The 22,242-nt window shown below is 70.0% G+C and carries 20 protein-coding genes; 13 read left to right on the top strand and 7 right to left on the bottom strand.

The window, feature by feature from the left end; all coding sequences use genetic code 11:
- Positions 1–135 precede the first annotated feature (135 nt).
- Entirely contained in the window at positions 136–579 is a 444-nt protein-coding gene (locus tag ACH4E8_RS14850) for a ricin-type beta-trefoil lectin domain protein (protein ID WP_398448004.1), read from the top strand.
- Positions 580–882: 303 nt separating this feature from the next.
- Here ACH4E8_RS14850 and ACH4E8_RS14845 read toward each other — a convergent pair whose 3' ends face one another.
- Together ACH4E8_RS14845 and ACH4E8_RS14840 are read right to left on the bottom strand one after the other, a co-directional pair.
- The gene (locus tag ACH4E8_RS14845; RefSeq protein WP_398448002.1) at positions 883–1,143 is read right to left on the bottom strand and encodes a hypothetical protein; all 261 of its coding nucleotides are present in this window, start codon (positions 1,141–1,143) and stop codon (positions 883–885) included.
- A 358-nt stretch (positions 1,144–1,501) separates the two neighbouring features.
- Positions 1,502–2,407 (bottom strand): helix-turn-helix domain-containing protein, encoded by a 906-nt coding sequence (locus ACH4E8_RS14840; RefSeq protein ID WP_398448000.1) that lies wholly within the window; start codon positions 2,405–2,407, stop codon positions 1,502–1,504.
- A 307-nt stretch (positions 2,408–2,714) separates the two neighbouring features.
- On the opposite strand from ACH4E8_RS14840, the gene ACH4E8_RS14835 reads away from it, so the two are divergent.
- From ACH4E8_RS14835 to ACH4E8_RS14820, 4 genes are all read left to right on the top strand, one after another.
- Positions 2,715–3,647 carry an alpha/beta hydrolase gene (locus tag ACH4E8_RS14835; protein WP_398447998.1) on the top strand — a complete coding sequence of 311 codons (933 nt, stop codon included), beginning with the start codon at positions 2,715–2,717 and terminating at the stop codon, positions 3,645–3,647.
- Positions 3,648–3,957: 310 nt separating this feature from the next.
- Positions 3,958–5,001 carry a DUF4157 domain-containing protein gene (locus ACH4E8_RS14830; protein WP_398447996.1) on the top strand — a complete coding sequence of 348 codons (1,044 nt, stop codon included), beginning with the start codon at positions 3,958–3,960 and terminating at the stop codon, positions 4,999–5,001.
- A gap of 166 nt (positions 5,002–5,167) precedes the next feature.
- Positions 5,168–6,082: a tyrosine-type recombinase/integrase gene (locus ACH4E8_RS14825; RefSeq protein ID WP_398447995.1), complete on the top strand. Its 915-nt coding sequence runs from the start codon at positions 5,168–5,170 to the stop codon at positions 6,080–6,082.
- A gap of 393 nt (positions 6,083–6,475) precedes the next feature.
- Positions 6,476–6,925 (top strand): nuclear transport factor 2 family protein, encoded by a 450-nt coding sequence (locus ACH4E8_RS14820; RefSeq protein ID WP_398447993.1) that lies wholly within the window; start codon positions 6,476–6,478, stop codon positions 6,923–6,925.
- 21 nt (positions 6,926–6,946) lie between these two features.
- On the opposite strand, the gene ACH4E8_RS14815 is transcribed toward ACH4E8_RS14820, so the two are convergent.
- Positions 6,947–7,348, bottom strand: coding sequence for a transposase (locus tag ACH4E8_RS14815; protein WP_398447991.1), 402 nt, complete (start codon positions 7,346–7,348; stop codon positions 6,947–6,949).
- Positions 7,349–8,377: 1,029 nt separating this feature from the next.
- On the opposite strand from ACH4E8_RS14815, the gene ACH4E8_RS14810 reads away from it, so the two are divergent.
- The 7 genes from ACH4E8_RS14810 (at position 8,378) to ACH4E8_RS14780 (ending at position 17,103) form a co-directional block, all read left to right on the top strand.
- Positions 8,378–9,172, top strand: coding sequence for an enoyl-CoA hydratase-related protein (locus ACH4E8_RS14810; protein ID WP_398447989.1), 795 nt, complete (start codon positions 8,378–8,380; stop codon positions 9,170–9,172).
- A gap of 57 nt (positions 9,173–9,229) precedes the next feature.
- Positions 9,230–10,402 (top strand): CaiB/BaiF CoA transferase family protein, encoded by a 1,173-nt coding sequence (locus ACH4E8_RS14805; protein WP_398447987.1) that lies wholly within the window; start codon positions 9,230–9,232, stop codon positions 10,400–10,402.
- A gap of 123 nt (positions 10,403–10,525) precedes the next feature.
- Complete coding sequence (locus ACH4E8_RS14800) at positions 10,526–11,287, top strand: SDR family NAD(P)-dependent oxidoreductase (protein ID WP_398447985.1); 762 nt, start codon at positions 10,526–10,528, stop codon at positions 11,285–11,287.
- A gap of 120 nt (positions 11,288–11,407) precedes the next feature.
- A complete protein-coding gene (locus tag ACH4E8_RS14795; protein WP_398447983.1) occupies positions 11,408–12,625 on the top strand; it encodes a TetR/AcrR family transcriptional regulator in 1,218 nt (405 codons plus the stop codon).
- Positions 12,626–13,000: 375 nt separating this feature from the next.
- Positions 13,001–14,326 (top strand): MFS transporter, encoded by a 1,326-nt coding sequence (locus ACH4E8_RS14790; protein WP_398447981.1) that lies wholly within the window; start codon positions 13,001–13,003, stop codon positions 14,324–14,326.
- Positions 14,327–14,416: 90 nt separating this feature from the next.
- Complete coding sequence (locus ACH4E8_RS14785; protein ID WP_398447979.1) at positions 14,417–15,238, top strand: enoyl-CoA hydratase/isomerase family protein; 822 nt, start codon at positions 14,417–14,419, stop codon at positions 15,236–15,238.
- 65 nt (positions 15,239–15,303) lie between these two features.
- Positions 15,304–17,103: an AMP-dependent synthetase/ligase gene (locus tag ACH4E8_RS14780; protein ID WP_398447977.1), complete on the top strand. Its 1,800-nt coding sequence runs from the start codon at positions 15,304–15,306 to the stop codon at positions 17,101–17,103.
- 224 nt (positions 17,104–17,327) lie between these two features.
- On the opposite strand, the gene ACH4E8_RS14775 is transcribed toward ACH4E8_RS14780, so the two are convergent.
- The 4 genes from ACH4E8_RS14775 to ACH4E8_RS14760 form a co-directional block, all read right to left on the bottom strand.
- Positions 17,328–18,509 (bottom strand): NAD(P)/FAD-dependent oxidoreductase, encoded by a 1,182-nt coding sequence (locus ACH4E8_RS14775; protein WP_398447975.1) that lies wholly within the window; start codon positions 18,507–18,509, stop codon positions 17,328–17,330.
- Positions 18,506–18,703 carry a ferredoxin gene (locus ACH4E8_RS14770; RefSeq protein ID WP_398447973.1) on the bottom strand — a complete coding sequence of 66 codons (198 nt, stop codon included), beginning with the start codon at positions 18,701–18,703 and terminating at the stop codon, positions 18,506–18,508. The genes ACH4E8_RS14775 and ACH4E8_RS14770 overlap by 4 nt, the downstream gene beginning before the upstream one ends.
- 19 nt (positions 18,704–18,722) lie before the next feature.
- Complete coding sequence (locus ACH4E8_RS14765; protein ID WP_398448317.1) at positions 18,723–19,904, bottom strand: cytochrome P450; 1,182 nt, start codon at positions 19,902–19,904, stop codon at positions 18,723–18,725.
- Between the two features lie 224 nt (positions 19,905–20,128).
- Positions 20,129–20,743 (bottom strand): TetR/AcrR family transcriptional regulator, encoded by a 615-nt coding sequence (locus tag ACH4E8_RS14760; protein WP_398447971.1) that lies wholly within the window; start codon positions 20,741–20,743, stop codon positions 20,129–20,131.
- A gap of 322 nt (positions 20,744–21,065) precedes the next feature.
- Here ACH4E8_RS14760 and ACH4E8_RS14755 point away from each other — a divergent pair, with 322 nt between their 5' ends.
- Positions 21,066–22,223 (top strand): acyl-CoA dehydrogenase family protein, encoded by a 1,158-nt coding sequence (locus ACH4E8_RS14755; RefSeq protein WP_398447969.1) that lies wholly within the window; start codon positions 21,066–21,068, stop codon positions 22,221–22,223.
- Positions 22,224–22,242 lie beyond the last annotated feature (19 nt).

The following is a 22,242-nucleotide window of genomic DNA, read 5'->3' as shown; positions in this document are numbered from 1 at the left end:
TTCGCAGCGGCCACCCCTGCCGCCACCATCAAAGGGCATCAGTCCAGGCACGCCACGCAACCGGATCCAACCGTCCGGGCAGGCGCATGCCCACCTGCCGGGGCGGATCCGCCGACTGCCGAAGGGGCTCATTCCATGGCCAGGACCACGCACAAGTTCCTCCTGCCCGCGCTGCTCGCGCTGGCGGTCCTCGGGCTGCCGGCACCCGCCACCGCCGCACCCGCCGAGCCGGCGGCCCCACTGGCGGGCCGGTGTCTGTCCGAAGGAAATCTCGGCGGGGTCTTCGTCAACGTCTGCATGGACACCGGCAAGCAGCGCTGGACCATCGAGGGAGACAAGATCAGGCGCTCCGGCAGCTCCTGGTGTCTGTCCGAAGGGAATCTCGGCGGCACTGTCACCCTCGGCGTCTGCATGAACACCGGTAGGCAGCGGTGGGCCGTCGAGGGAGACAAGATCAGGCTCGCCGGGAGCTCCCGGTGCCTGTCCGGCAACGGCACCTCGGCCGGCCTCAACACTTGCATGAACACCGGCCACCAGCGGTGGCTCGTCCAGGGGGAGAAGATCATCCTCAACAACTGACCGCCCGGCCCGGCGGCCGATCCCACCACGCGCGCCGCCGGGAGGGGCCGGCCGGCCCCTCCCGGCGGGCCGTCACGCCTTCGGGGCCACCTTCGACAGGCCGTTGATGATGCGGTTCATCGCGTCGCCGCCGGTCGGGTCGAGGTGGCCAGCATCTTCAGAAGCCGTCTCACTTCTTCGCGGGAGTGGCAGGAGTGGCCGCTGGGAGTCCCGAAGGCATCCTGCGCATGCTGTTGGCCTTCCACAGGGAGACGCCTGCCCCGGGTCAAGTGCCTGGTGAGCAAGGCCGGGCTCGATCCGAGATCAGGAGTTGTGGGACGGCTTCTCAGCACCGTCGAGCGGGACGTCGAGGTCGCCGAGCAAGGTGGCGCGGTCCTCATCGACGACGGCTCGGATGCCGGCGGGGGTGAGGCGGGAGTCGGCCTGGATGTGGCCGGCGGGGCAGGTCGCGGTGGCGAGGTCGCAGTCGGCGGCGAGCCGGAAGCCGGTCCGCGCGGCGCACGTACCGCAGATCAACGGCGTACCCGTGCCGCCGTCGTCATCGAGGACGAACACGGTGCTCACGACCTCGACCTTGACGCGGATGCGCCGAGGGGCTCCGGTCGACGCCTTGTTGAGCAGCCGGCGCCGGCCGGCTCCTGCAGCGCTGCCGCCAGGAGAACGACGATCAACGCGCGATCCCCGTCCCGGACAACGCGCCCGCAGTCTTCGGCAAGGTGCCAGAGAACCAGTTCATCGCCTGCGGAGATGCAGTACTCCCAGGTCGTCTCCGGTGTGCGCGAGGTGGCTGGTCATGGCCTGCACCGTCCCGATGCGCCTGACAGACGTCACCGTTGTGGGTGCCAGTACGGCGTACCGAACGAGCGATCCATTCGGGGGCGTTGAGTCCGCATCCGGTGGAGGCCCTGCGGGTGGAGTGGTTTCACCGGGGATGGGGGCCGGTCCGCTCGGCCGGCTCGTCAGCCGGGTGGGCGGTGGGTTCGGAGGCGGAGCCGGCGGCGGCCCAGCAGGCCAGGAAGTCGAGTGCCTGGTGGCTCGGGGTGCCGGGTTCGGCAGTCCAGACCACGAGCTGCTGGTCGGGGTCTGCGGCGCAGGCGAGGGTTTCCCAGTCCAGGGTGAGTCTGCCGACGAGCGGGTGGCTGATGGTCTTGACGCCGGCGGTCTGCACGGCGACGTTGCGGGCCGCCCACCACGTGCGGAAGTGCGGGTCCTTGATGGACAGGTCGCCGACCAGCTCACTCAGGCGCGGGTCGTCCGGGTGGCGTGCGGCCTCCATCCGCAGGAAGGCGACGCAGTCCGGCGCCACGGTCTCCCAGTTCTCGTAGCGCGATCGGATGTCGGAGTCGGAGAAGACCAGGCGGGCGTAGTTGCGCTGTTTGTCGGGGAGCTGGGAGAAGTCGGTGAGGAGGGCCGCGGCGAGGGGGTTCCAGGCCAGGATGTCCATGCGGCGCCCGAGGATGATCGCGGGCGCGCCGATCGCGTCGAGGAGGCGCCGGGTTTGGGGCCGCACGTGCTGCGTCCTGGGTCGGCGGGGGCGCGAGGCGTCCTTGCCGGCCAGTTCGAGCAGGTAGGTCTGCTGGTCGTCGTCGAGGCGGAGCACCTTCGCCAGGGTGGCCAGGACGGGTGCGGACGCCTGCAGGCGCCCCTGTTCGACCCGCGTGTAGTACTGGACGCTGATCGAGGCGAGCCGGGCGACTTCCTCACGCCGTAGGCCGGGAACGCGCCGGTGCCGCCCGTCGGTGGTCAGACCCACGTCCCCGGGGCTCAGCCCGGCGCGCCGGGCCTTGAGGAACTGCCCGAGTTCGTTGCTGTCCGTACCCATGCCCATACGACCACGGTACTGCCGCGACCGTACGGGGCCGCCGGTCCCCGGGGGTAGGAACCTCTACCCCCTGAAACGCGGCCGGATGGCACCACCGCCCCGGCGCCCGGCCCGCGTCTTCGGCAGCCAAGGCGGCGCGCACCCCGCAGCAGGGCGACTCGGAGGAGGGGTAGAGATCTCTACCCTGCACGGCCGCCGCCCCGCATGCAACGGTGAGATCAGGCAGGACCGCCTCGTGACCGCTGCCCGCAGCACGGGACGGCCGGCGCCTCGTTCCCCTCCCCGTAGAACCGACTCCCAGGAGGCATCAGCCGTGGAGACCGTCACCTTCAAGAACAAGCACGTCGACGTCGCAGCGGACATCCACTTCCCGCCCAGTTTCGACCCCGCCCGCACCTACCCGGCCATCGTCAGCGCCCACCCCGTCGGCAGCTGCAAGGAACAGACCTCCGGCTCGGTGTACGGCAAGGCGTTCGCGCAGGCGGGCTTCGTCGTCCTCGCCTTCGACGCCGCCTTCCAGGCCGCCAGCGGCGGCGAGCCGCGCCACCTGGAAGACGCCACCTGGCGGGTGGAGGACTTCCGCTGCGCCGCCGACTACCTCGTCACCCTCCCCTACGTGGACGAGGACCGCATCGGCGTGTTCGGCATGTGCGCCGGCGGCGGCTACACCTGGGCCGCCGCCATGACCGAGCGCCGCTTCAAGGCGGTGGCGACCGTCACCGGCGTCAACCTGGGACGCCTGCTGCGCCAGGGCGACATGTCCCCCGACGCCGCCATCAAGACGTTGGAGGCCATCGCCGCCCAGCGCACAGCGGAGGCCCGTGGCGGCGAGCAGCGCCTCGACAGCTCTCTGCCGCCCTCGGTCGAGAAGGCGCGGGAGCTCGGCCTGGTTCCGCCGCTGCACATCGATGTCGCGGAGGCCACCGAGTACTACAAGACGCCGCGCGGCGCCCACCCGCACGGAACCAACCTGTGGTCGTTCTCCTCGATGGCGCCCACCGTCGGGTTCGACGCCTACCACCTCGCGGACAAGCTGCTGACCCAGCCGCTGCTCCTCGTCGTCGGCAACAAGCCCGGCGAGTTCGGCGCCTACCGGGACGCGTTCGAGGTCTTCGACCGCGCGGCGTCGAAGGACAAGGAGGTCCTGGTGATCCCGGACGTCTCCCACTACGACCTCTACGACAAGCCCGAAGCCGTCGGGCCCGCGCTGGAGGCCCTCATCCCGTTCTTCGACAAGCACCTCTGAGCAGCCGAATCCGCAGCGGCGTGGCCCGAGGACGACCTGCCGCATCGGTGGCCCCGGTCGTGTTACCCCGCACCCCGTCCGACCGCCGTCGCCCCCGGGGAACCCGTGGAGGCCGCGGACGTCGGCAACGACCAGGAGCTGGCCCTCAAGGACATAGCACGTGGGCAGGTGCTGGACTGGACATTGAGACCTCTTCCGGTCGGTGCTTTCCGAGGACCTATCAGGCACCGGCACTGCCCTTCCCGCCCTGCCGGGACCGGTGGCGGCCGCAGTAGAAAGGGAGCAATCCCCCCTCTGGAAGGAACCAGGAATGCATATCAACGAGTCTGCGAAGCGCCCCGAGGCTCATGCCAGGGCAACACCCCGTCCCCGCACCATGCCCTTACCGCTCTCCACCAGGCCCGGTGTCGGCGGCCTCGCTCCGGCCGAGCTGCTGGCGCTGCAGCGCGCTGTGGGAAACGCCGCTGTGAGCCGCGCAATCCAGGAGGCCCGTCACCAGCACGGCCCCGGCTGCAGCCACCAGAACAAAGAGGGCGTTCAGGAAGCACCGCTCGTACAGCGTTCCTCCGTCCACGATGCCCTCGCCTCCACCGGGCAACCTCTCGCTGCGCCGCTGCGCGAGGAGATGGAGACGCGCCTCGGCGCGGACTTCGCCGACGTCCGGCTCCACACGGGCACCACTGCCCAGCGCTCCGCTGCCGAGATCGGTGCCCGCGCCTATACCTCCGGCAACCACGTCGTCATCGGCGAGGGCGGAGACGACAAGCACACCCTCGCCCATGAGCTCACCCACGTCATCCAGCAGCGGCAGGGACCGGTCGCCGGCAAGGACAACGGCCAGGGGCTGCGCGTGAGCGAACCGGGTGACCGCTTCGAGCGCGAGGCGGAGGCCAACGCACGACGGGTCATGTCGGCCTCGGCAGGCTCACTCCAGCGCGCCAGCGCGGTCGACGAGGCATCCGCCGCCATGAAGCAGACCGGTCCGATCCAACGAATGCCGAGCCAGGCATCTGTGCTGCGCAACAATGCGGTGACCAATTACGACCAGAGGCAGGCCGAGTTCCAGGGCAACGCGACCGTCCCCGTCGAGGCCCGGGTCAGCCCTGAGCGGCTGGTGGACCTGCTCGTCGCGCACATGAATGATCGCGGTGAGCGCGGCCGGATAGTCAAGGAGTTGCTGCGCCGGATGGCGGAACGTTTCTGGTGCATCACTGCTGGCGTCCACGCGGGTGGCCTCGGTGGCGCGGGCCGCGGCGCCGACCCCAACCGCCACATCACCATCAACGCCGGTGGCCGGGGGTACCACGTCCAGCTCATGGCCAACGACGAACTCCAGAACATCACCAGCGGCTGAGTCGCAGCTGATCGCGGCCGGCGGGCCGGACCGAGTGGCGATCCGGGCGAGCCAATGGTCCGGACCGATACCCGCCGCGCAGTCGATCCCGTACACCGTGACCACCCACAACACGACCAGGTCCCGCACATCGCGCCCGAAGCAGCGACGGGCACCCGCGACGTCCGTGAACGCCACGTCTCCGGTGTCCTCGATCATGCGCGCGGCCGTAGATGACGACGTCATCGCGGTAAGTCCCTGCCGCAGCATCGACTTGCCCGCCATCGCCACCACCCCCCCGCAGTGGTTCCCCCTCGACCAGGCCCAGAGCGTCCTGGACGAACTCCCCGCCGCATGGCGCACCATGTGTCTGCTCGGCTTCTACACCGGGCTTCGCTGGGGCGAACTCACCGGACTCCACCACCACCACCGCATCGACCGCCGCTGCTCCCGCCTCTTCGTCGTCGAGGTCAACACCAAGAGCGGCATCAAGGAGTACCCCAAGAGCTCCAAGAGCCAACGCGAAGTCCCCCTCCCGCCCCACGTGGCGTTCCCACCCGTCTCAGTGGAGCTGCCTTGGGGGAGACCAGAGGGGCAGGAGAAGAAGCTCCCGCTCCTGCTCACCACACGATTCGGCATCGCCGTCGCGGTGAACACGTGGAACACCTGGACCTGGAAGTCCGCGTTGGCCCGAGCCGGGGTCATCCCGCCGCGGGCTGAGGGCGCGAAACCCTGGCAGTGGGCAGCATCCCCGAAGGGCGGATTCCATGTGCTGCGTCATAGCTACGCCTCGATGGTGCTGGCGGCGGGGGAGTGCGAGGTGACGCCGGCTCGGGCACTCCTCGCCGACGGTTATGATTCGCTGCTATGCCCACTTCATGCCGGGGGCCGGGAAGAAGTGGGCATGCGGGTATCGACGGGCTTCTGGGGAGTTAGGGGCTGTCGGTGGAAACTCTGCAGGTTCTCCCCAGGGCTGAGGAGGCGGATACTCCCGGCCGTAGGCCGCAGTGTCCTTCCGCGGATTGGCAGGGAGCTGCCCCGTATAGCCTGGGGAAATGCTGACAGAGGTCACAGCGACCCGCTACGTCACGCCCTTGCGTGAGGGCGGTTCGCTCCCCGGGATCGTCGAGGCCGACGACCTCGGTACGTACGTCATGAAGTCGTCGAGCTAGCGCCATGGACCTGCGGTTTTCCGCTAGTCCACGCGGATGACATGGGAGACGTCTCTTTCCGTGTGCTTCAGAGCTGTGCCGTCTTACCTGGCGCATCCTCCCCACGCGCTCCCCAGCAACGCGAATACTCCCCAGATTCTCCCCAGAGCAAGGCTGGTGCGTGGCCATGGCGGTGTTCGACGGGCGAAGGGCTCTCCATACGCTGCGTTACCGTCGGTCTTGCACTGGCCCCGAGGGCGTGTTGCGGAAGTGTCGACTCCTCCGCACGATGCGATGTCTGATTGCCGCCAGCAAGATCCTCCTGTGGTGACCATGCTGGCGGCATGACGATGTCACCCAATACGCAGTCAGTAACAGTTCTCACCGGCATGTACGCGGCTGAGGCGGAGTACCTGGCGGCAGGAGGCCCCGGCGAGGCTTCGTTCGACCTGCTCGCCCCCTTCTTTGCGCCGGATGTCGAACTGCACCAAGCAGATGCTCTGCCCTATGGAGGCACTTGGCGTGGACACAAGGGCATGACGCAGTTCTTCCTCAAAATGGGAGAGGTGTGGGAGTCGTTCGACATGGTGGAACAGGAGTTTCTTGCCACCGGTGAGACTGCGGTCGTGCTCACACAGGTCCGTGCTCGCGCTCGCGCGACCGGCCGCGAACTCAACTTCCCGATTCTGCAAGCGATCACGGTCAAGGACGGGAGGATCACCAAGGTCCGTCCGTTCTACTGGGACACGCAGGCTATCGCCGACGCCTGCGCCGTGCCCACACCATCAGAGTGAGGTCGACAACAAACCCGCTGGTCACAGCCGTTCGTTGAGGACTGCCATCAGCACGGTCGCCTCGTAGCGGACGGCAACCTTGTCGTACCTCGTGGCCACGGCCCGGTGCCGCTTGAGGCGGTTGATCCCGCACTCGACCGCGTGGCGCTCGCGGTAGTCGGTCTTGTCAAACTTCGTCGGCCGACCCCCTCGGGAGCCGAGTTTCTGGCGGTTACGGATTCGGTCTGCTGGGACCGGAATGGTTGCCCTGATACCGCGCCTGCGCAGGTAGGCGCGGTTCTTGCGGGAGTCATATGCCTTGTCGGCCCGCACCCGGTCCGGTCTCCTGCGGGGCCGACCAGGACCGATCCGCGGCACCCGGATCACCACCAGGACAGGCTCGAACTGCGGGGAATCGCCCCGCTGCCCGGCCGTGATCAGCACCGACAAAGGCTTCTGCCCTGCTCGACGGCGAGAGCTTGTCCATCGGCCAGCCCGATCCGTCATTCATGGGCTCATTCTGTTCCCGCCCGTTGACGGCTCAGGAACAGGGGCCCTGGCGGGACCTCTGCGATCGGCTCAACCCTGGACTTCCCGGAACGCCGCGCAGTCCCACCGACAACGCAGCAGTGGCTCGGCCGGGAACTCCCAGCCGAGCCACTGCCTACACTGCTCGCCAGACACGCCAGTGATCACGTGCTGCAACGATCCCTGGAATCCGCCACGGACGGGGGCTTCGTCGTGTTCGGGGCACCAATCCCCGATGGCGCGGATGCCGCCTGCTGATCACCGTCCGTGATCGTTTCGGCGGTCAGGTGCCCGCGAGTCCGTGGACGCCCCTCCAGTCCCGGTGAGCGCCGTGCCCTCGCTGCACGCGGTGTAGCGGTCTGCTGGCGTTGTCGACGGTCGCGTTCCTCGATGATCCGGACGGGTTCTGGCTCTTGCTGGGCCGCTGGGGCGGCGAGAGCCTCTACGCCTACCACGAGCAGGAACGTCAACCCGTCAGAGCGCTGGCCACTCGCTCTGGTGGCAGGTCACCGGCGCCGCCCGCGGGAAGGGAGCAGGGGCGTGCGAGCGTCGGCGTCGAAGCGAACTCCGTTGTCCGCTTGTCGTGTTGACTACGACCTGCCGCGGGCGGGCACGTCCGGAAGATCCCGCAGGCACTCCACCGAAGGCCCCCACCAAAGCGAATCGCGATTCACTTTTGAGGTCATCGGCAGGCACACCAAGGCGGCGTGCGAACCAGCATGGCCATATATGCAGTAACAACTGGTTGACCCCATCGCTCCGGGCGCGCATCATGAGGGAGATCGCTGGAACATGAAGACAAATGGCCAGTCACTTTGACGAGCCGTCCCGCGCCGGGGTCCCTCGCTCCAGGCCCCTGCCGGCCGTCTCGCACCCACCCGACCCCGCGTGCTCGCAGGTGGCCTCCGGCACCCGGGAACACGCTCTCCGGCAGAAGGGTCCGCCATGACCGACACCGTCCTGTACTCGGTGGACGACGCCGTCGCGACCATCGCGATGAACCGCCCCGAGCGCCGCAACGCCTTCACCGTGGAGATGGCCGACGGACTCATGACCGCCTTCGAGCACGCGGAGGGAGACAGCAAGGTCAGAGCCGTCGTCCTGACCGGAACCGGCAACAACTTCTGCGTCGGCCGGGACAACTCGGAAGCACCGGAGCCGCCCTACCCGCCGGGCGACTACCTGCAGGGCCGGACCAAGCTGATGCGCATCAGCAGACTGGTCACCTTCATGTACGAGATGACCACCCCCGTCATCGCCGAGATCCGGGGCGGCTGCGCCGGGGCGGGCATGTCGTTCGCCCTGGGCTGCGACTTCCGCTACGCGTCCACCGACGCCGTGATGAGCACGGCCTTCATCAAGGTCGCCTTCGCCGGCGACCTCGGAGCCTCGTGGCTGCTGACCCGGGCGGTCGGCCCGCTGCGGGCCAGGGAACTGATGATGCTGTCGCCGAAGGTGCGGGGAACGGAGCTGGCGGATTGGGGACTGGTCAACGCCGTGGTGCCGCCGGACGAACTGGCAGCGAGGACCCGGGACACGGCGGCGCGCATCGCCGCCGCCGCCCCCGGTGCGATGGCCGCCCTCCGACACAATCTCCAGGCCGCCCAGACCCTGTCGCTCGGGGACTACCTGCCGGTCGAGGCCGACCACTTGATGACCTGCGCCGTCTCACCCGACGCCGAAGAGGCCCGGCGCGCGTTCCTGGAGAAGCGCGCCCCTCGGTACGGCGCGTACAGCTAGGGCGCTTCCGTGCTCCGCGCCGCCCCCGACCCGTACACGAACAGGAGACTCCACCCCATGACCGCACCCGCGTCGACCACGCCAGGCCGGGGCGTGCACGGTCCTTTGCAAGGCGTCCGCGTCCTCGAACTCGGCGGCGTGGGGCCGGCCCCCTACGCGGGCATGCTCCTCGGCGACCTCGGCGCCGAGGTCGTCCGCGTCGATCGGCCATCGGACGCAGGCAGTCCCAGTGCCCACCCGGTGCTCCACCGCAACCGCCGCTCGATCACCGTCGACCTCAAGCACCGCGAGGCGGCCGAGGTCGTGGGACGCCTCGTCGACGACGTCGACGTCCTCGTCGAGGGCTTCCGGCCGGGCGTCGCCGAGCGCCTGGGGCTGGGCCCGGACGACCTCCTGCCGCGCAACCCGCGACTGGTGTACGGCCGGATGACCGGGTGGGGACAGTACGGGCCGAAGGCCCACGAGCCCGGGCACGACATCAACTTCATCGCGCTCTCCGGCGCCCTGCACGCCGTCGGCACGGCAGACCGGCCCGTCGTCCCGCTGAACCTGGTGGGGGACATGGGCGGCGGCGGAATGCTCCTCGCCTTCGGGGTCCTCGGCGCCCTCGTCTCCGCCCGCGCCACCGGGCGCGGACAGGTCGTCGACGCGGCGATGACCGACGGCACGGCGTCCTTGCTGTCCATGGTGTACGGCTTCCGGGCGGCGGGGTCCTGGCAGGACGAGCGCGCCGCGAACGGCATCGACGGTGCGGCCCCCTGGTACACCGTCTACCGGTGCGCCGACGGCGGACACCTGGCGCTGGGCTGCGGGGAACCGCACTTCTACGCACGGATGTTGGGCGTCCTGGGCCTCGGGGACGACCCGGACTTCGCCGGACAGTACGACCGGGAGTCCTGGCCCACCATGCACAAGCGCCTCGCGGACGTCTTCGCGACCAGGACCCGCGACGAGTGGGCCAGCGCCTTCGAGGGGCGAGACGCGTGCGTCACGCCCGTGCTCTCCCTCGCCGAAGCCCCCACCCATCCCCACCACGTCGCCCGCGGCACCTTCCGCACCGGGGCGCACGGCGGCGTCGAGCCCGCCCCCGCACCCCGCTTCGGGGGCACCCCCGCGCCCGAACCCGCACCCGCGCCCGCCGTCGGCACCCACACCGACGCCGCCCTGACACGGGCCGGATACGACGCCGACCGCATCGCCGGGCTCCGCGCCCGGGGCGTCATCGGGTGACGTCCCGGACGGAGGGCGGGAGCCCGGAGACCGCACCCGGGGCCGTGGGCAACAGCGGAACGGCGGAAGTCCGTAACGCGGAAGTCCGAACAGTTCGGAGAAACGGAAAGAGGGGTTCGTCCCATGAACATCGACAAGTCCGTACTGGTCACCGGTGCCGCACGCGGCATCGGCAGGAGGATCGCCGTGGACCTCGCGCGCGACGGATACGCCGTCGCGGTGGTGGACGTCGACTTCGAGTGCTACCGGGAGTTCGCGGCGGAGGGGCTGGACGACACCGTCGCGGCCGAGTTGGAGGCACTGGGCGCACCCGTCCTGTCCACACAGGCCGAGACCACCGACCGGGCGGCGCTGGACGGCCTGGTGACGCGGATCCGGGAGGAGTGGGGCGGCCTGAACGCCGTCGTGTGCAACGCCGGTGGAGGAAGCGGGCCGCTCGACGGCAACCGGGCCTCCCAGATCGATCTCGACGACCTGGACACGGTCATGCGCCGCAACCTCCACGGCACCGTCACCACCGTCACCGCGGCCCTCCCCGCGCTCCGCGGCTCGACCAACGCCTCCGTCGTGACCATGGGCTCCGTCACCGGAGTGGAGGTCACCGGGAGCGGCGGCTACGCGCACTACGGGATCAGCAAGGCGGCCGTCATGCACTACACCCGCTACCTCGCCAAGGACCTGGCTCCGCAGGGCATCCGGGCCAACTGCGTCGCGCCCGGACCGATCGCCACCGGGCGGGCCCGACAACGGATCGGCGAGGTCCCGAACAAGGAGGAGCTCCTGGCCCGGATCGGTACCCCTGGCGACGTGTCGGGACTGGTCAGATATCTGGTCTCGGAGGACTCGGCGTTCATGTCAGGACAGGTCGTGCACCTGTATCGATAGTCCCTGGGGCGCGTCCCGGCCCGCTGCTAGCATGGTCGGCGCCGAGTGCGTCCGCGCCGGTCGGCGGGTTCCCCACCGGGCAACCGGCCAGGAGCGTGCACACATGAGGAGGCCGCCTCGGTGACCGACGCTCCCCGCCCGCGGACCCGGCGACCACGCGACCGCAAGCAGCAGATCGTCGCTGCTGCCGCCGAACAGTTCCGGAAGTCCGGCTACCACCAGGTGGCGATGACGGACATCGCGGAAGCGGTCGGCATCACCGGCCCGGCGCTGTACCGGCACTTCCGCAGCAAGCAGGACCTGCTGTTCGCGACCCTGCTGGACGTCGTGGAGGAGGGCATCCTCCCGGACCGCGCCTCGTACGGCGATCTGCCCGGGACCCTCGACGTCGTCGTCGCCACGATGCTGGACCGCCGCCACGCCAGGCTGCTGTGGGAACGGGAACTGAGGCACCTGCCGCCCGAGCGACGCCACGAGCTGATGGGGCGCCACGCCGCCAAGGTCCGGCCCCTGCGGGACGCCATCGCCGCAGCGCGCCCCGAGCTTCCGTCCGACGAGGTCGACCTGCTGCTGTGGGCCGCGCTGGGCGCCCTGGTCGGTGTGAACTACCAGGCCGTGAAGGCGGAGCCCGCCCAGATCCGTTCCCTGATGGTCGCCGCGGCGCTCGCCGTGTGCCGTGCGGAAGGGCTTCCGCTCGCCGGTGCGGTCGCCGGGCCCGAACTGCCCGTGCCCCGCGGCCGGCTGACCCCGGCGTCCCGACGCGAAGCGGTGCTCGCGGCCTCGATCAGGCTCTTCGCGGAGCGCGGCTACCAGAACGTCGGCATGGACGACATCGGGTTGGAGGCCGCGGGGCTCGCCGCCTCCAGCCTCTACCACCACTTCCCGAGCAAGTCGGCGATCCTGGTGGCCGTGCTGACCCGCTGCCTGGAAGCGATGCTGTTCGACCTGTCGGCGGCACTCGGCTCGACCGACGATCCGGCGCGGGCCCTGGACATGGCCCTGCGCTCCTTCGTACGGATCAACGCGGTGCACGGCGACGCCATGAGCGCGCTCGTCATCGAGATGGTCAGCGTGCCGCCCGAGGACCGGGAGGTGGTGCGTCGCATGCAGCGGGACTACGTGACCGAATGGGCGGCCCTACTGACCCGCCACCGCCCGGAACTGTCACCGCAGGAGGCCGAGTTGCTGGCCCTGACGGCGCAGACGGTGGTCAATTCCCTGCGTCGGGTCAGCGGGCTGAGTATCCGCCCGGTGTCCCAGGGGGAACTGGTCGTCATCGGCCGTGCCGTGCTGGGACTCACCCCGCCGGACAAGAGGACCTCCCCGATCGCGGGTTGAATTCACCCCCCGCATTCCGAACTGACTCATGTAGCAGTCACTTACTCGCGCATCAATACTCTTGCAACCTCATTTCCCATGCCTCCGGAACCAGCGTCGCGCAACTTGCTGTTCGAAGACATAGAGATTGCTCGATGGCAATCACTGACCACGCTTCCAGCGTGACCAGCCATTTCAGTGACTCCGCAGCGACCAGGAGACCGTTAAGTTAACGGGATTCGACAGTTAGTCCTGTCCGATGTCTTGTGTCGAGATCACGCCGGTGGTTAACTCCAACTCGGCGGAAATGTTTCGATCCGGTGAACTCCCCCGGCGACTCCGTCCCCTTCACGCTGAGGAACTTCCTGCCCTCGCTCATCCACAAGGAAGATCGCCATGGCTGTCGACCGAGGTCTTTCCACGGCAAATCCACCATCTCCCCCGAGGCGGCGCGTCGATCGCCGCGCCTGGATCATCGTCGTCACACTCTTCTTCTTCATGCTGCTGAGCTACGCGGACAAGGTCGTCGTCGGCCTCGCCGGCGTGGAGATGATCCGTGACATCGGCATCGACTCCGGACAGTTCGGCGTCGTGCAGAGCAGCTTCTTCTGGCTGTACGCGCTGGGCGCGGTCCTCGGCAGCGTCCTCGTCGGCAGGTTCCCGGCGCGCTGGCTGCTCGGTGCCGTCGCCCTGATCTGGGTGATCAGCCTGCTGCCCATGATCTGGAGCACCAGCTTCGCCGTCCTGATCGTCTCCCGCATGCTCCTCGGCTTCGCCGAAGGCCCCACCGCCGCCATGGCCTTCGGGGTCACCCACAGTTGGTTCCCGGCGGAGAAGCGTGCCCTGCCCACCTCCGTCGTCGCCGCCGGCGCGTCCTTCGGGCCGATCGCCGCAGCCCCCGTCATCACCGCCGTCGTCCTGGAGTACGACTGGCACGCGGCCTTCGCCGTCACGGCCGCCGCCGGTCTGGTGTGGGTGGTCGTCTGGTTCGCCATGGGCCGTGACGGGCCGGAGAAGGCGGCCGAGGTCCCGACGCCCTCAAGCCGACTGCCCGAGCGGGTCCCCTACCGGGCCCTGCTGACCTCGGGCACGGTCATCGGGATCGCGGTCCTCTTCTTCGTCACCTACTGCAGCACCGCCATCAAGGTCAGTTGGCTCCCCCTGTACCTGCGCGAAGGGCTCGGGTACGACGCCGTCACCGCCGGGCGCCTCATCACCCTGCCCTACCTCGCCGGCGCCGTCATGATGGTCGTGACCGGGGTGGTCTCGCGGGCGCTGACCAAGCGCGGCGTGAGCAACCGCCTCGCCCGGGGGGTCCTCGGCTCGGTCCTCGTCCTGGCCGGCGGCGCGAGCACCGTCGCCTTCGCCGTCCTCGACCGCGGGACGCTCCAGATGTCCCTGATCATCGCAGGCGCAGCCCTCAGCGGCGCCGCCCAGGGCGTGGTCTGGGCGGCCCTGTCGGACGTCATCCCGCCCAAGCAGCGCGGTACCGTCATCGGCTTCGTCGTCGCCTTCTACAGCATGGGCGGGGTCATCGGCCCGCTGCTGCTCGGGCGGCTGCTCGACGGCGCCGCCACCCCGAGCGCCGGGTACGCCCAGGGCTTCACCCTGCTGGGCGTCGTCATGATCGTCGGCTCCCTCGTCGCCGCCCGTCTGATCGATCCCGAGCGCAACGCCGCTGCGTTCGTCGCCGCCTACGGAGGCGCGGCCCGCACCGACTGACCGGCACGCACGGTCGTCGGCGAAGCTGCGCACCCCCTCCGCCCCGCCCCCTCTTCACCTCACGTCCCCACATCCTCGGAAGGGAACGACATGAACGCCGCCGAGCGCTACTCCTCGTACAAGCACCTGACGTTCGACCTCGACGGCCACGTGCTGACGATGCGCTTCAACCGCCCCGAGCTCTACAACTCCCTCACGGTCGAGATGCACGCGGAGGTGACCGCGGCGTTCGCCGACATCGCCCGGGACGACCGGGTCCGGGCCGTGGTGCTCACCGGTGAGGGCAAGGCGTTCTCCGCGGGGGGAAACCTCAAGGGGGAGCGGATGGGGGCGGGCCCGCAACTCGACGCCTTCTTCAAGGAGGCGCGGAAGATCGTGATGAACCTGCTGGAGCTGCCCCAGCCGATCGTCGCGGCCGTCAACGGCCCCGCCGTCGGCCTCGGCGCCACCCTCGCCCTCCTCTGCGACACGGTGATCGCCTCCCGGACCGCGATCATCGCCGACCCCCACGTCACCGTGGGCGTCGTCGCGGGCGACGGGGGCGTCATCGCCTGGCCCTGGTTGGTGGGGATGGCACGGACCAAGGAGTACCTGCTGACCGGTGACAAGCTGACCGCCGCCGAGGCGGAGCGCATCGGGCTGATCAACCGGGTGGTCGAACCCGATCAGTTGCTCACCGAGGCGCACGCGCTCGCGGCCCGCATCGCCGCGGGGCCCGTCCGCGCCGTCCAGGGCACCAAGGCCGCCTTGAACAAGATCCTGCTGGACACCGCCAACCTCGTCTTCGACCACGCGCTCGCCGCCGAGAAGGAGTGCTTCGCCTCCGGCGATCACGCCCGGGCGGTCGAGGCGTTCTTGAAGAGCCGCGAGGACGGCGACCGTCGCCCCCGCTCGTCCACGCCGCACCGATGATCCACGAGACCGCCCCGCAGGACCCACCGATCCACAGGACATACGGAGAGTCGAAGATGACCGTCATGCTGTCTCCCGGACAAGTGCAGGACGCAGGCAGCCTGTGCGCGGTGTTCCAGGCCACGGTCGCCGCCCGGCCCGACGAGGTCGCCGTGCGCTCCTTTGACGGCAGCACGAGCATCACCTGGCGGGAGTACGACCGCCGGGTGAGGCGCATCGCGGCCGGGCTCGCCGGGATCGGCGTGCGCCGGGGCAGCACGGTCGCGATGATGCTGACCAACCGCCCGGAGTTCAATCTGCTCGACGCCGCCGTGATGCACCTCGGGGCGAGTTCCTTCTCGATCTACAACACCTACCCGCCGGAGCAGATCGCCTTCCTCTTCGCCGCGGGCGGCAACCGCGTCGTCGTGTGCGAGGAGCAGTTCCTGGCGAAGGTCCGCGCAGCCGCCGTGGGCACCGCGGTCGAGCGCGTCGTGTGCCTGGACGGCGGCGACGAGGACACGCTCTCCCTGGAGGAGTTGGAGTCCGCTCCGGGCCGCGGCTTCGACTTCGACGCCGCCTGGCGGGCCGTCACCCGCAACGACCTGCTGACCCTCATCTTCACCTCGGGAACCACGGGCCGGCCCAAGGGCGTGGAACTCACCCACGCCAACGTCCTCTTCTCCGTCGGCGGCAGCGCACGACTCCAGCAGGAGGTCTTCGGCGCCGACCACCACGGCCATGTGATCTCCTACCTGCCGGACGCCAACCTCGCCAATCGCTGGTCCGGCCATTACGTGCCGATGGCCAGCGGTGCCACGGTGACCACCGTCCGGGACGGCAGGACCGTCACGAACGTCCTCAAGGACGTGCACCCCACCATGTTCATGGGCGTGCCCATGATCTGGTACAAGCTGAAGGCCGCGATCGAGCAGGAGATCGCGGCGCTGCGGGACGAGCGCCGGGCGCTGGCCGAGTGGGCCCTGGGCGTCGGCGCCGAGAAGGTCCGGCTGGAGCTCGCCGGCAGCCCCGTGCCACCGGAGCTGGCTGCCGAGCACGAGCGCGCCACCCGGGAGTTCCTGGCGCCGCTGCGCGCCTCGTTCGGCCTGGACCGGCTCGGGTACACCACCTCCGGTGGCGCCCCGATCTCCCCCGAGGCCCTGGAGTTCTACCTGTCGATCGGGCTGCCGCTGTACGAGGTCTACGGGATGACGGAGTGCGCGGCGTCCGGGATCGCCAACAGCCCGGGGCACATGCGTCTGGGCACGGTCGGCAAGCCCAAGGCCGGGATGGAGATCAGACTCGGCGACGACGGGGAACTCCTCATCCGCAGTCCTGGGGTCATGCGCGGTTACCGCAACGATCCGGCCAGGACCGCCGAGGCCGTCGATGCGGACGGCTGGCTGCACACGGGCGACATCGCGACGATCGACGCCGACGGCTTCGTCAGCATCGTGGACCGCAAGAAGGACATCATCATCAACTCGTCGGGCAAGAACATGTCGCCCGCGAACATCGAGAACGCGCTGCGGCTGGAGTGCGGGCTGCTGGGGTCGGTCGTCGCGATCGGCGACGGCCGGCCGTACGTGACCGCGCTGGTCACCCTTGAACCGCAGGAGGCCGCGGCCTTCGCCGCCGCCCGGGGGATCGCGGCCGACGGTCCGGAGGCCCTGTCCCGCGCCCCGGAGGTCCGCGAGGTGGTGGCGGCCGGGATCGAGCGGGGCAACGCACGGCTGTCCCGGGTCGAGCAGGTCAGGAACTTCGTCGTCCTCCCGACGTTCTGGGAGCCCAACGGCGACGAGTTGACGGCGACGATGAAGGTGCGGCGCAAGGTGGTGGGTGAGAAGTACGCCGCCGAGATCGAGGCGCTCTACGACCGGCGCTGACCCGGTCCCGGGGGGGGGGGGGGGGCGCCCCCCCCCCCCCGGGGGGGGGGGGGGGCCGGGCGCCCCCCCCCCCCCGCCCCCCCCCCCCCCCCGCGCCCCGCCCCCCCGCGGCCCCCCCCCGGGGGGCGGCCCCCCCCCCCGCGCCCCCCCCCCCCCCCCCCCCCCCCCCCCCCCCCCGGGGGGGGGGGGGGGGCCCCCCCCCCCCCCCCCGGCCCCGACGGCCGTCAGGCGACCGGGGCGGGCCAGGGCGCCCGTTGCGCCACCAGCGGGCGCAGCTCACGGGCCGCGCGGGGCAGGTTCCACGTCACGGCGCCGGTGATCCGCTCGCCGTCGCCGTAGACGCCGGCGAACGGCCCCTGGTCGGAGGAGCCCGTGACCACCCGAAACCCGGCGTCCTGTCCGGTGCGGCCGTACGCCTGGATCTTCACGTCGTACTGGTCCGTCCAGAAGTAGGGGACCGGGGCGAACGGCACCCGCTCCCCCAGCAGGGTGCGGGCCGCGGCCACGCCCTGCTCGGTGGCGTTCATCCGGTGTTCGACGCGCATCCTGCCGTACGCGGGGTGCGTCCAGGAGGCCACGTCGCCGGCCGCCACGATGCCGGGCGCGACGGAGCAGAACTCGTCGCAGAGCACACCGTCGCCGAGGGGCAGTCCGCTGTCGCGGAGCCAGTCGACGGCGGGGACCGAGCCGATGGCGACCAGTACGAGGTCGGCGGGCAGATGCGTACCGTCGCCCAGTCGGACCCCGGTCACGGCGCCGTCGCGTTCCGTCAGTCCGGCCACGCTCGTGCCGCACCGCAGGTCGACGCCGTTGGCCCGGTGCAGTTCTGCGACGCGTTCGGCGACGGCGCTGCCCAGTTGACGCACCATCGGTGCGGGCAGCGGGTCGACCAGGGTGACACGACAGCCCAACCCGCGGGCGACCGCGGCGACTTCGGCTCCGAGGAACCCGGCGCCGACGATCACGAGCGACGGCCCGTCGCCCAGCGCTGCCCGCAGGGCCAGCGCCTCGTCGAGCCCTCTGAGCACGTGGACGCCGCGCAGTCGGTGACCGTACGGCAGCCGACGGGCCGTCACGCCGGTCGCGATGACCAGCCCGTCGTACGGCGCGGCGTCGCCGTCGGCCAGCGTGACGGTGCGTGCCGCGACGTCGAGCGCCATCGCGCGCCGGCCCAGGAGCCACCGCGCGCCGAGTGCGTCCAGGGCCTCGCGACGGCGCAGGGCGACCCGCTCCGGCTCCCAGTTCCCGCTGAGCACCTGCTTGGACAGGGGCGGGCGGTCGTAGGGGAGGCGGTGTTCGTCGCCGATGACGGTGAGCTCGCCGGCGAACCCTTCGCGCCGCAGCGTCTCCGCGGCCGTCAGCCCGGCCGCCGATGCGCCGACGACGACCACCCGGGAGAGCGTCACGACTCGTCCAGCTCGATCGCCAGCGCCGGGCAGATCCGGGCGGCTTCGCGTACCGACTCGCCCAGCTCGGCGGGTGGGTCCTCGTCCAGGAGCACGGCGATCCCGTCCTCGTCGCGCTGGTCGAAGACCTCGGGCGCGGCGAAGACGCACTGTCCGGCTCCGACGCACTTCTCCTCGTCGATGACTACCTTCATGCTGTTCACCACTCTCGTGTCACCAGGTCACGGGGAGTTCGTGCACTCCGTAGACCGTCATGTCGTGCTTGAAGTTCAGCTCCTCCAGCGGCGCCGCGAGGCGGAGCGTGGGGATGCGGCGGTAGAGGGTGCGGAAGACCACCTGGAGTTCGACCCGTGCCAGCGGCTGGCCGAGGCACTGGTGGATTCCGTATCCGAACGCGAGGTGGTGGCGGGCCTTGCGGTGCAGGTCGATCACGTCGGGCTCGGCGAACGCGGACGCGTCCCGGTTCGCCGCGTCCACCGAGAGGATGATGCCCTCGCCCTTGCGGATCAGTTGGCCACCCACCTCGATGTCCTCCAGCGCGAGCCGGCGCAGGCCGATCTGGGCGACGGTGAGGTAGCGCAGCATCTCCTCGACCGCGTTGTCGATCAGTGCTTGGTCCTCGGTGGTGCGGAGTTCCGCCAACTGCTCCGGGTTCTGGAGCAGTGCGGTGGTGCTCAGCGCGATCATGTTCGCGGTGGTCTCGTGCCCGGCGAGCAACAGCATCAGCCCCATGTTGGCGGCTTCCTCACGGGTGATCGCGCCGGTGCGGACCTGCTCCACGGTCAGCCGGCTGAGGAGGTCGTCCTCGGGTGCGGCGTCCTTGCGGTCGACCAGGTCGGCCAGATAGGTCAGCAGATCCCGGACCGCGCCCATCATCTGCTCGGGTGTGGATTCCCGGCAGGTCAGGACGTTGCCGCGGGCCTGGAACTCATCGCGGTCGGCGTACGGGACGCCGAGCAGGTCGCAGATCACCAGCAGGGGTACGGGGAGCCCGAACACCTGGACCAGGTCCACCGGCTTGGGGCCGGCCAGCATCTCGTCGATCAGGCCGTCGACGATCTCCTGCACCCTGGGGCGCAGCGCCTGCATCTTCTTCACCATGAACTCCGGGGAGACCATGCGGCGTTGCCGGGCGTGCTGCGGATCGTCCATCACGACGAACGGCTTGTCCTCCCGTCGGCGGGCCCGCCCGGCCGCCGAGGTGGCCGGATACCCCGGCAGGTCCGCGTCCGAACTCGCATGCGGACTCGACAGGACGGTGCGGACGTCGTCGTAGCGGGTGACCACCCACACGGACTCGCCGCTCCAGATCTTCACCCGCTTCACCGGCTCTTCGTGCCGGTACGAGGTGAGCGCCGGTGAGGGGTCGAAGGGGCACCGGCCGGATCGCTTCATGGTGAAATCGGGGGTTTCGGCGGTGATCGTCACGGGGCCTCCCTATGCGTCACGGACAGTTAGCTAACAGTCGTTCGGTAACTCTCCGAACGAATGTTAGCCAACTCGCACGCCAAGAGATCCCGTGATGCAGGTCACATGTCGATGAAGGGTCGACAAAAGGAGACGCCCCCGCCCAGAACGGGCAGTCAAGAAACGACTCGGACCGAAACCGCCCTCACGCGTCAGATGAAGATCAGCGACAGCGCCTCGTCGACGAACTGCTGGACGGCCGCCGCGCGGGCTCGGTTGCCCTGGGCCAGGAGCACGCTGCCGTGCGCGGTCACCAACACCAGGCCGGCCGCCCGTCGCACCGGCAACCCCAGCCGGTGCCCGGCCTGTTCGCACCGCTCGAAAGCGAGGGTGAACTCGTCCAACAGCTCCACCAGCGGCCCGCCCTCGGGTCGCTGGTCGGCCTCGGCGCGCTGGGCCCCGAGGTTCATCATCAGCCGGTAGAGCCCCGGATTCTCCAGGGCGAAGGAGCAGTACGCGTGCGCCTGGGCACGGATCCTGTCGACGGCATCGGCCTCGCCCACCCGGGCGTCGGCCTCCCGCATCGCCGCCCCGAGCCGCTCGTACTCGTACTCCAGCAGCCCCTGCACCAGCGCCGCCCGGTCGGAGAAGTGCTGGTAGATGCTGGCGGGCGCGATGCCCAGCGCGCGGGCCACCCCGCGGATCGTCAGCGCGTCCTCGCCGTCGAGACCGGACAGGAGACGGCTCGCCGCGTCGAGGATCTCCCCGCGCAGCCGGTCGCCCTCTCCCCAGGGGTTGCGGGTGCGCGCAGACGTCTCGGATCGCATGGCGCCATTGTCGCCCATGAGGCTCCGCACCCTCGAAGAGCGGGCCGCACACCCTGGGAACCTCTGGACCACATTGTTAGCTTGTATTAACTTAACTCTTCCGACGGGCCATCTCACGGCGAAGGAAGTCCCGGTTCTGCCGAGGTATGAGGCGAGACTTCAGCAGCGGACCCAAGAGGAGTGACAGGAGGTTCGGGAGGGATTTTCCCAACGGCCGTTCACTTGGTGCGCCGTCGGAGACCCCCATGCCGCCTCTTCCGCTCTCTTCGCACGGGAGTGCACGGCCGTTGAACCCACCGGACGACGGACAAGGACCGCCAGCATGCGCCGGACCATCTTCACCGAGGACCACCACGACTTCCGGACGGTCATCCGGAAGTTCATCGCCGAGGAGGTGGTCCCCCACTACGCCGACTGGGAGCGCCAGGGCCACGTACCGCTGGAGCTCTATCGCAAGTTGGGCGCCCTGGGCGTCTTCGGCATCCAGGTGCCCGTCGAGTACGGCGGTGCGGGCGTCGTCGACCTCCGCCACTCCATGGTGATCCGGGAGGAGTGCGCTCGGGCCGGGGTCAGCTTCGGCGCCGACGTCGTCCACACCGCGCTCGTGCTTCCGTACCTGCTGGAGTTCGGCAGCGAGGAGCAGAAGCAGCGCTGGCTGCCGGGCTTCCTCTCCGGCGAGATGATGACCGCGATCGCGATGACCGAACCCGGGACCGGGTCCGACCTCGCGGGGATCCGCACGAGGGCGGAGCTCTCGGCGGACGGCTCGCACTACGTCCTCAACGGCGCCAAGACCTTCATCACCGGCGGGGCGCAGGCCCATCGGATCCTCGTGGTCTGCCGCACCGCGCCGTACGACCCCGCGAACCGCCGGGCGGGCCTGTCGATCCTGTGCGTCGACACGACCAGCGAGGGCTTCCGGGTCGGCCGCAAGCTGGAGAAGATCGGCCTACGGGCGCAGGACACCGCCGAACTCTCCTTCGACGACGTGCGGGTCCCGGTGGGCGACCTCCTCGGCGAGGAGGGCCGCGGCTTCTCTTACCTCGCGCACAACCTGGTGGTGGAGCGGCTGGGCGCGGCGGTCGGCAGTTGCGCGTCGGCCGCGGCTGCGGTCGCCTTCGCCACGGACTACGTGCGGGAGCGGGAGGTCTTCGGCAAGCCGGTGGCCTCCTTCCAGAACACCAAGTTCGTCCTCGCCGAGTGCGCCACGGAGGTGGCAGCCGCGCAATGCATGGCCGACCGGGCGGTGGAACTGCACGGTCAGGGGCAGTTGACCGCCGCCGACGCGGCGAAGGCCAAGCTGTTCTGCACGGAGACGGCGGGGCGCGTCATCGACAAGTGCCTCCAACTCCACGGCGGCTACGGCTACGTGTTGGAGTACCCGATCGCCCGGCTCTACGCCGACACCCGGGTCAGCAGGATCTACGCCGGGACCAGCGAGGTCATGAAGTCGATCATCGCCAAGGACCTCGGTCTTTAGGGATGTCCGGAAAGGAGCG

It is taken from the genome of Streptomyces sp. NPDC017979, assembly GCF_044328175.1.
GTDB lineage: Bacteria > Actinomycetota > Actinomycetes > Streptomycetales > Streptomycetaceae > Streptomyces.
Note: the sequence above shows the minus strand (reverse complement) of the source record. Positions and strands in the feature narration are given on the sequence as shown.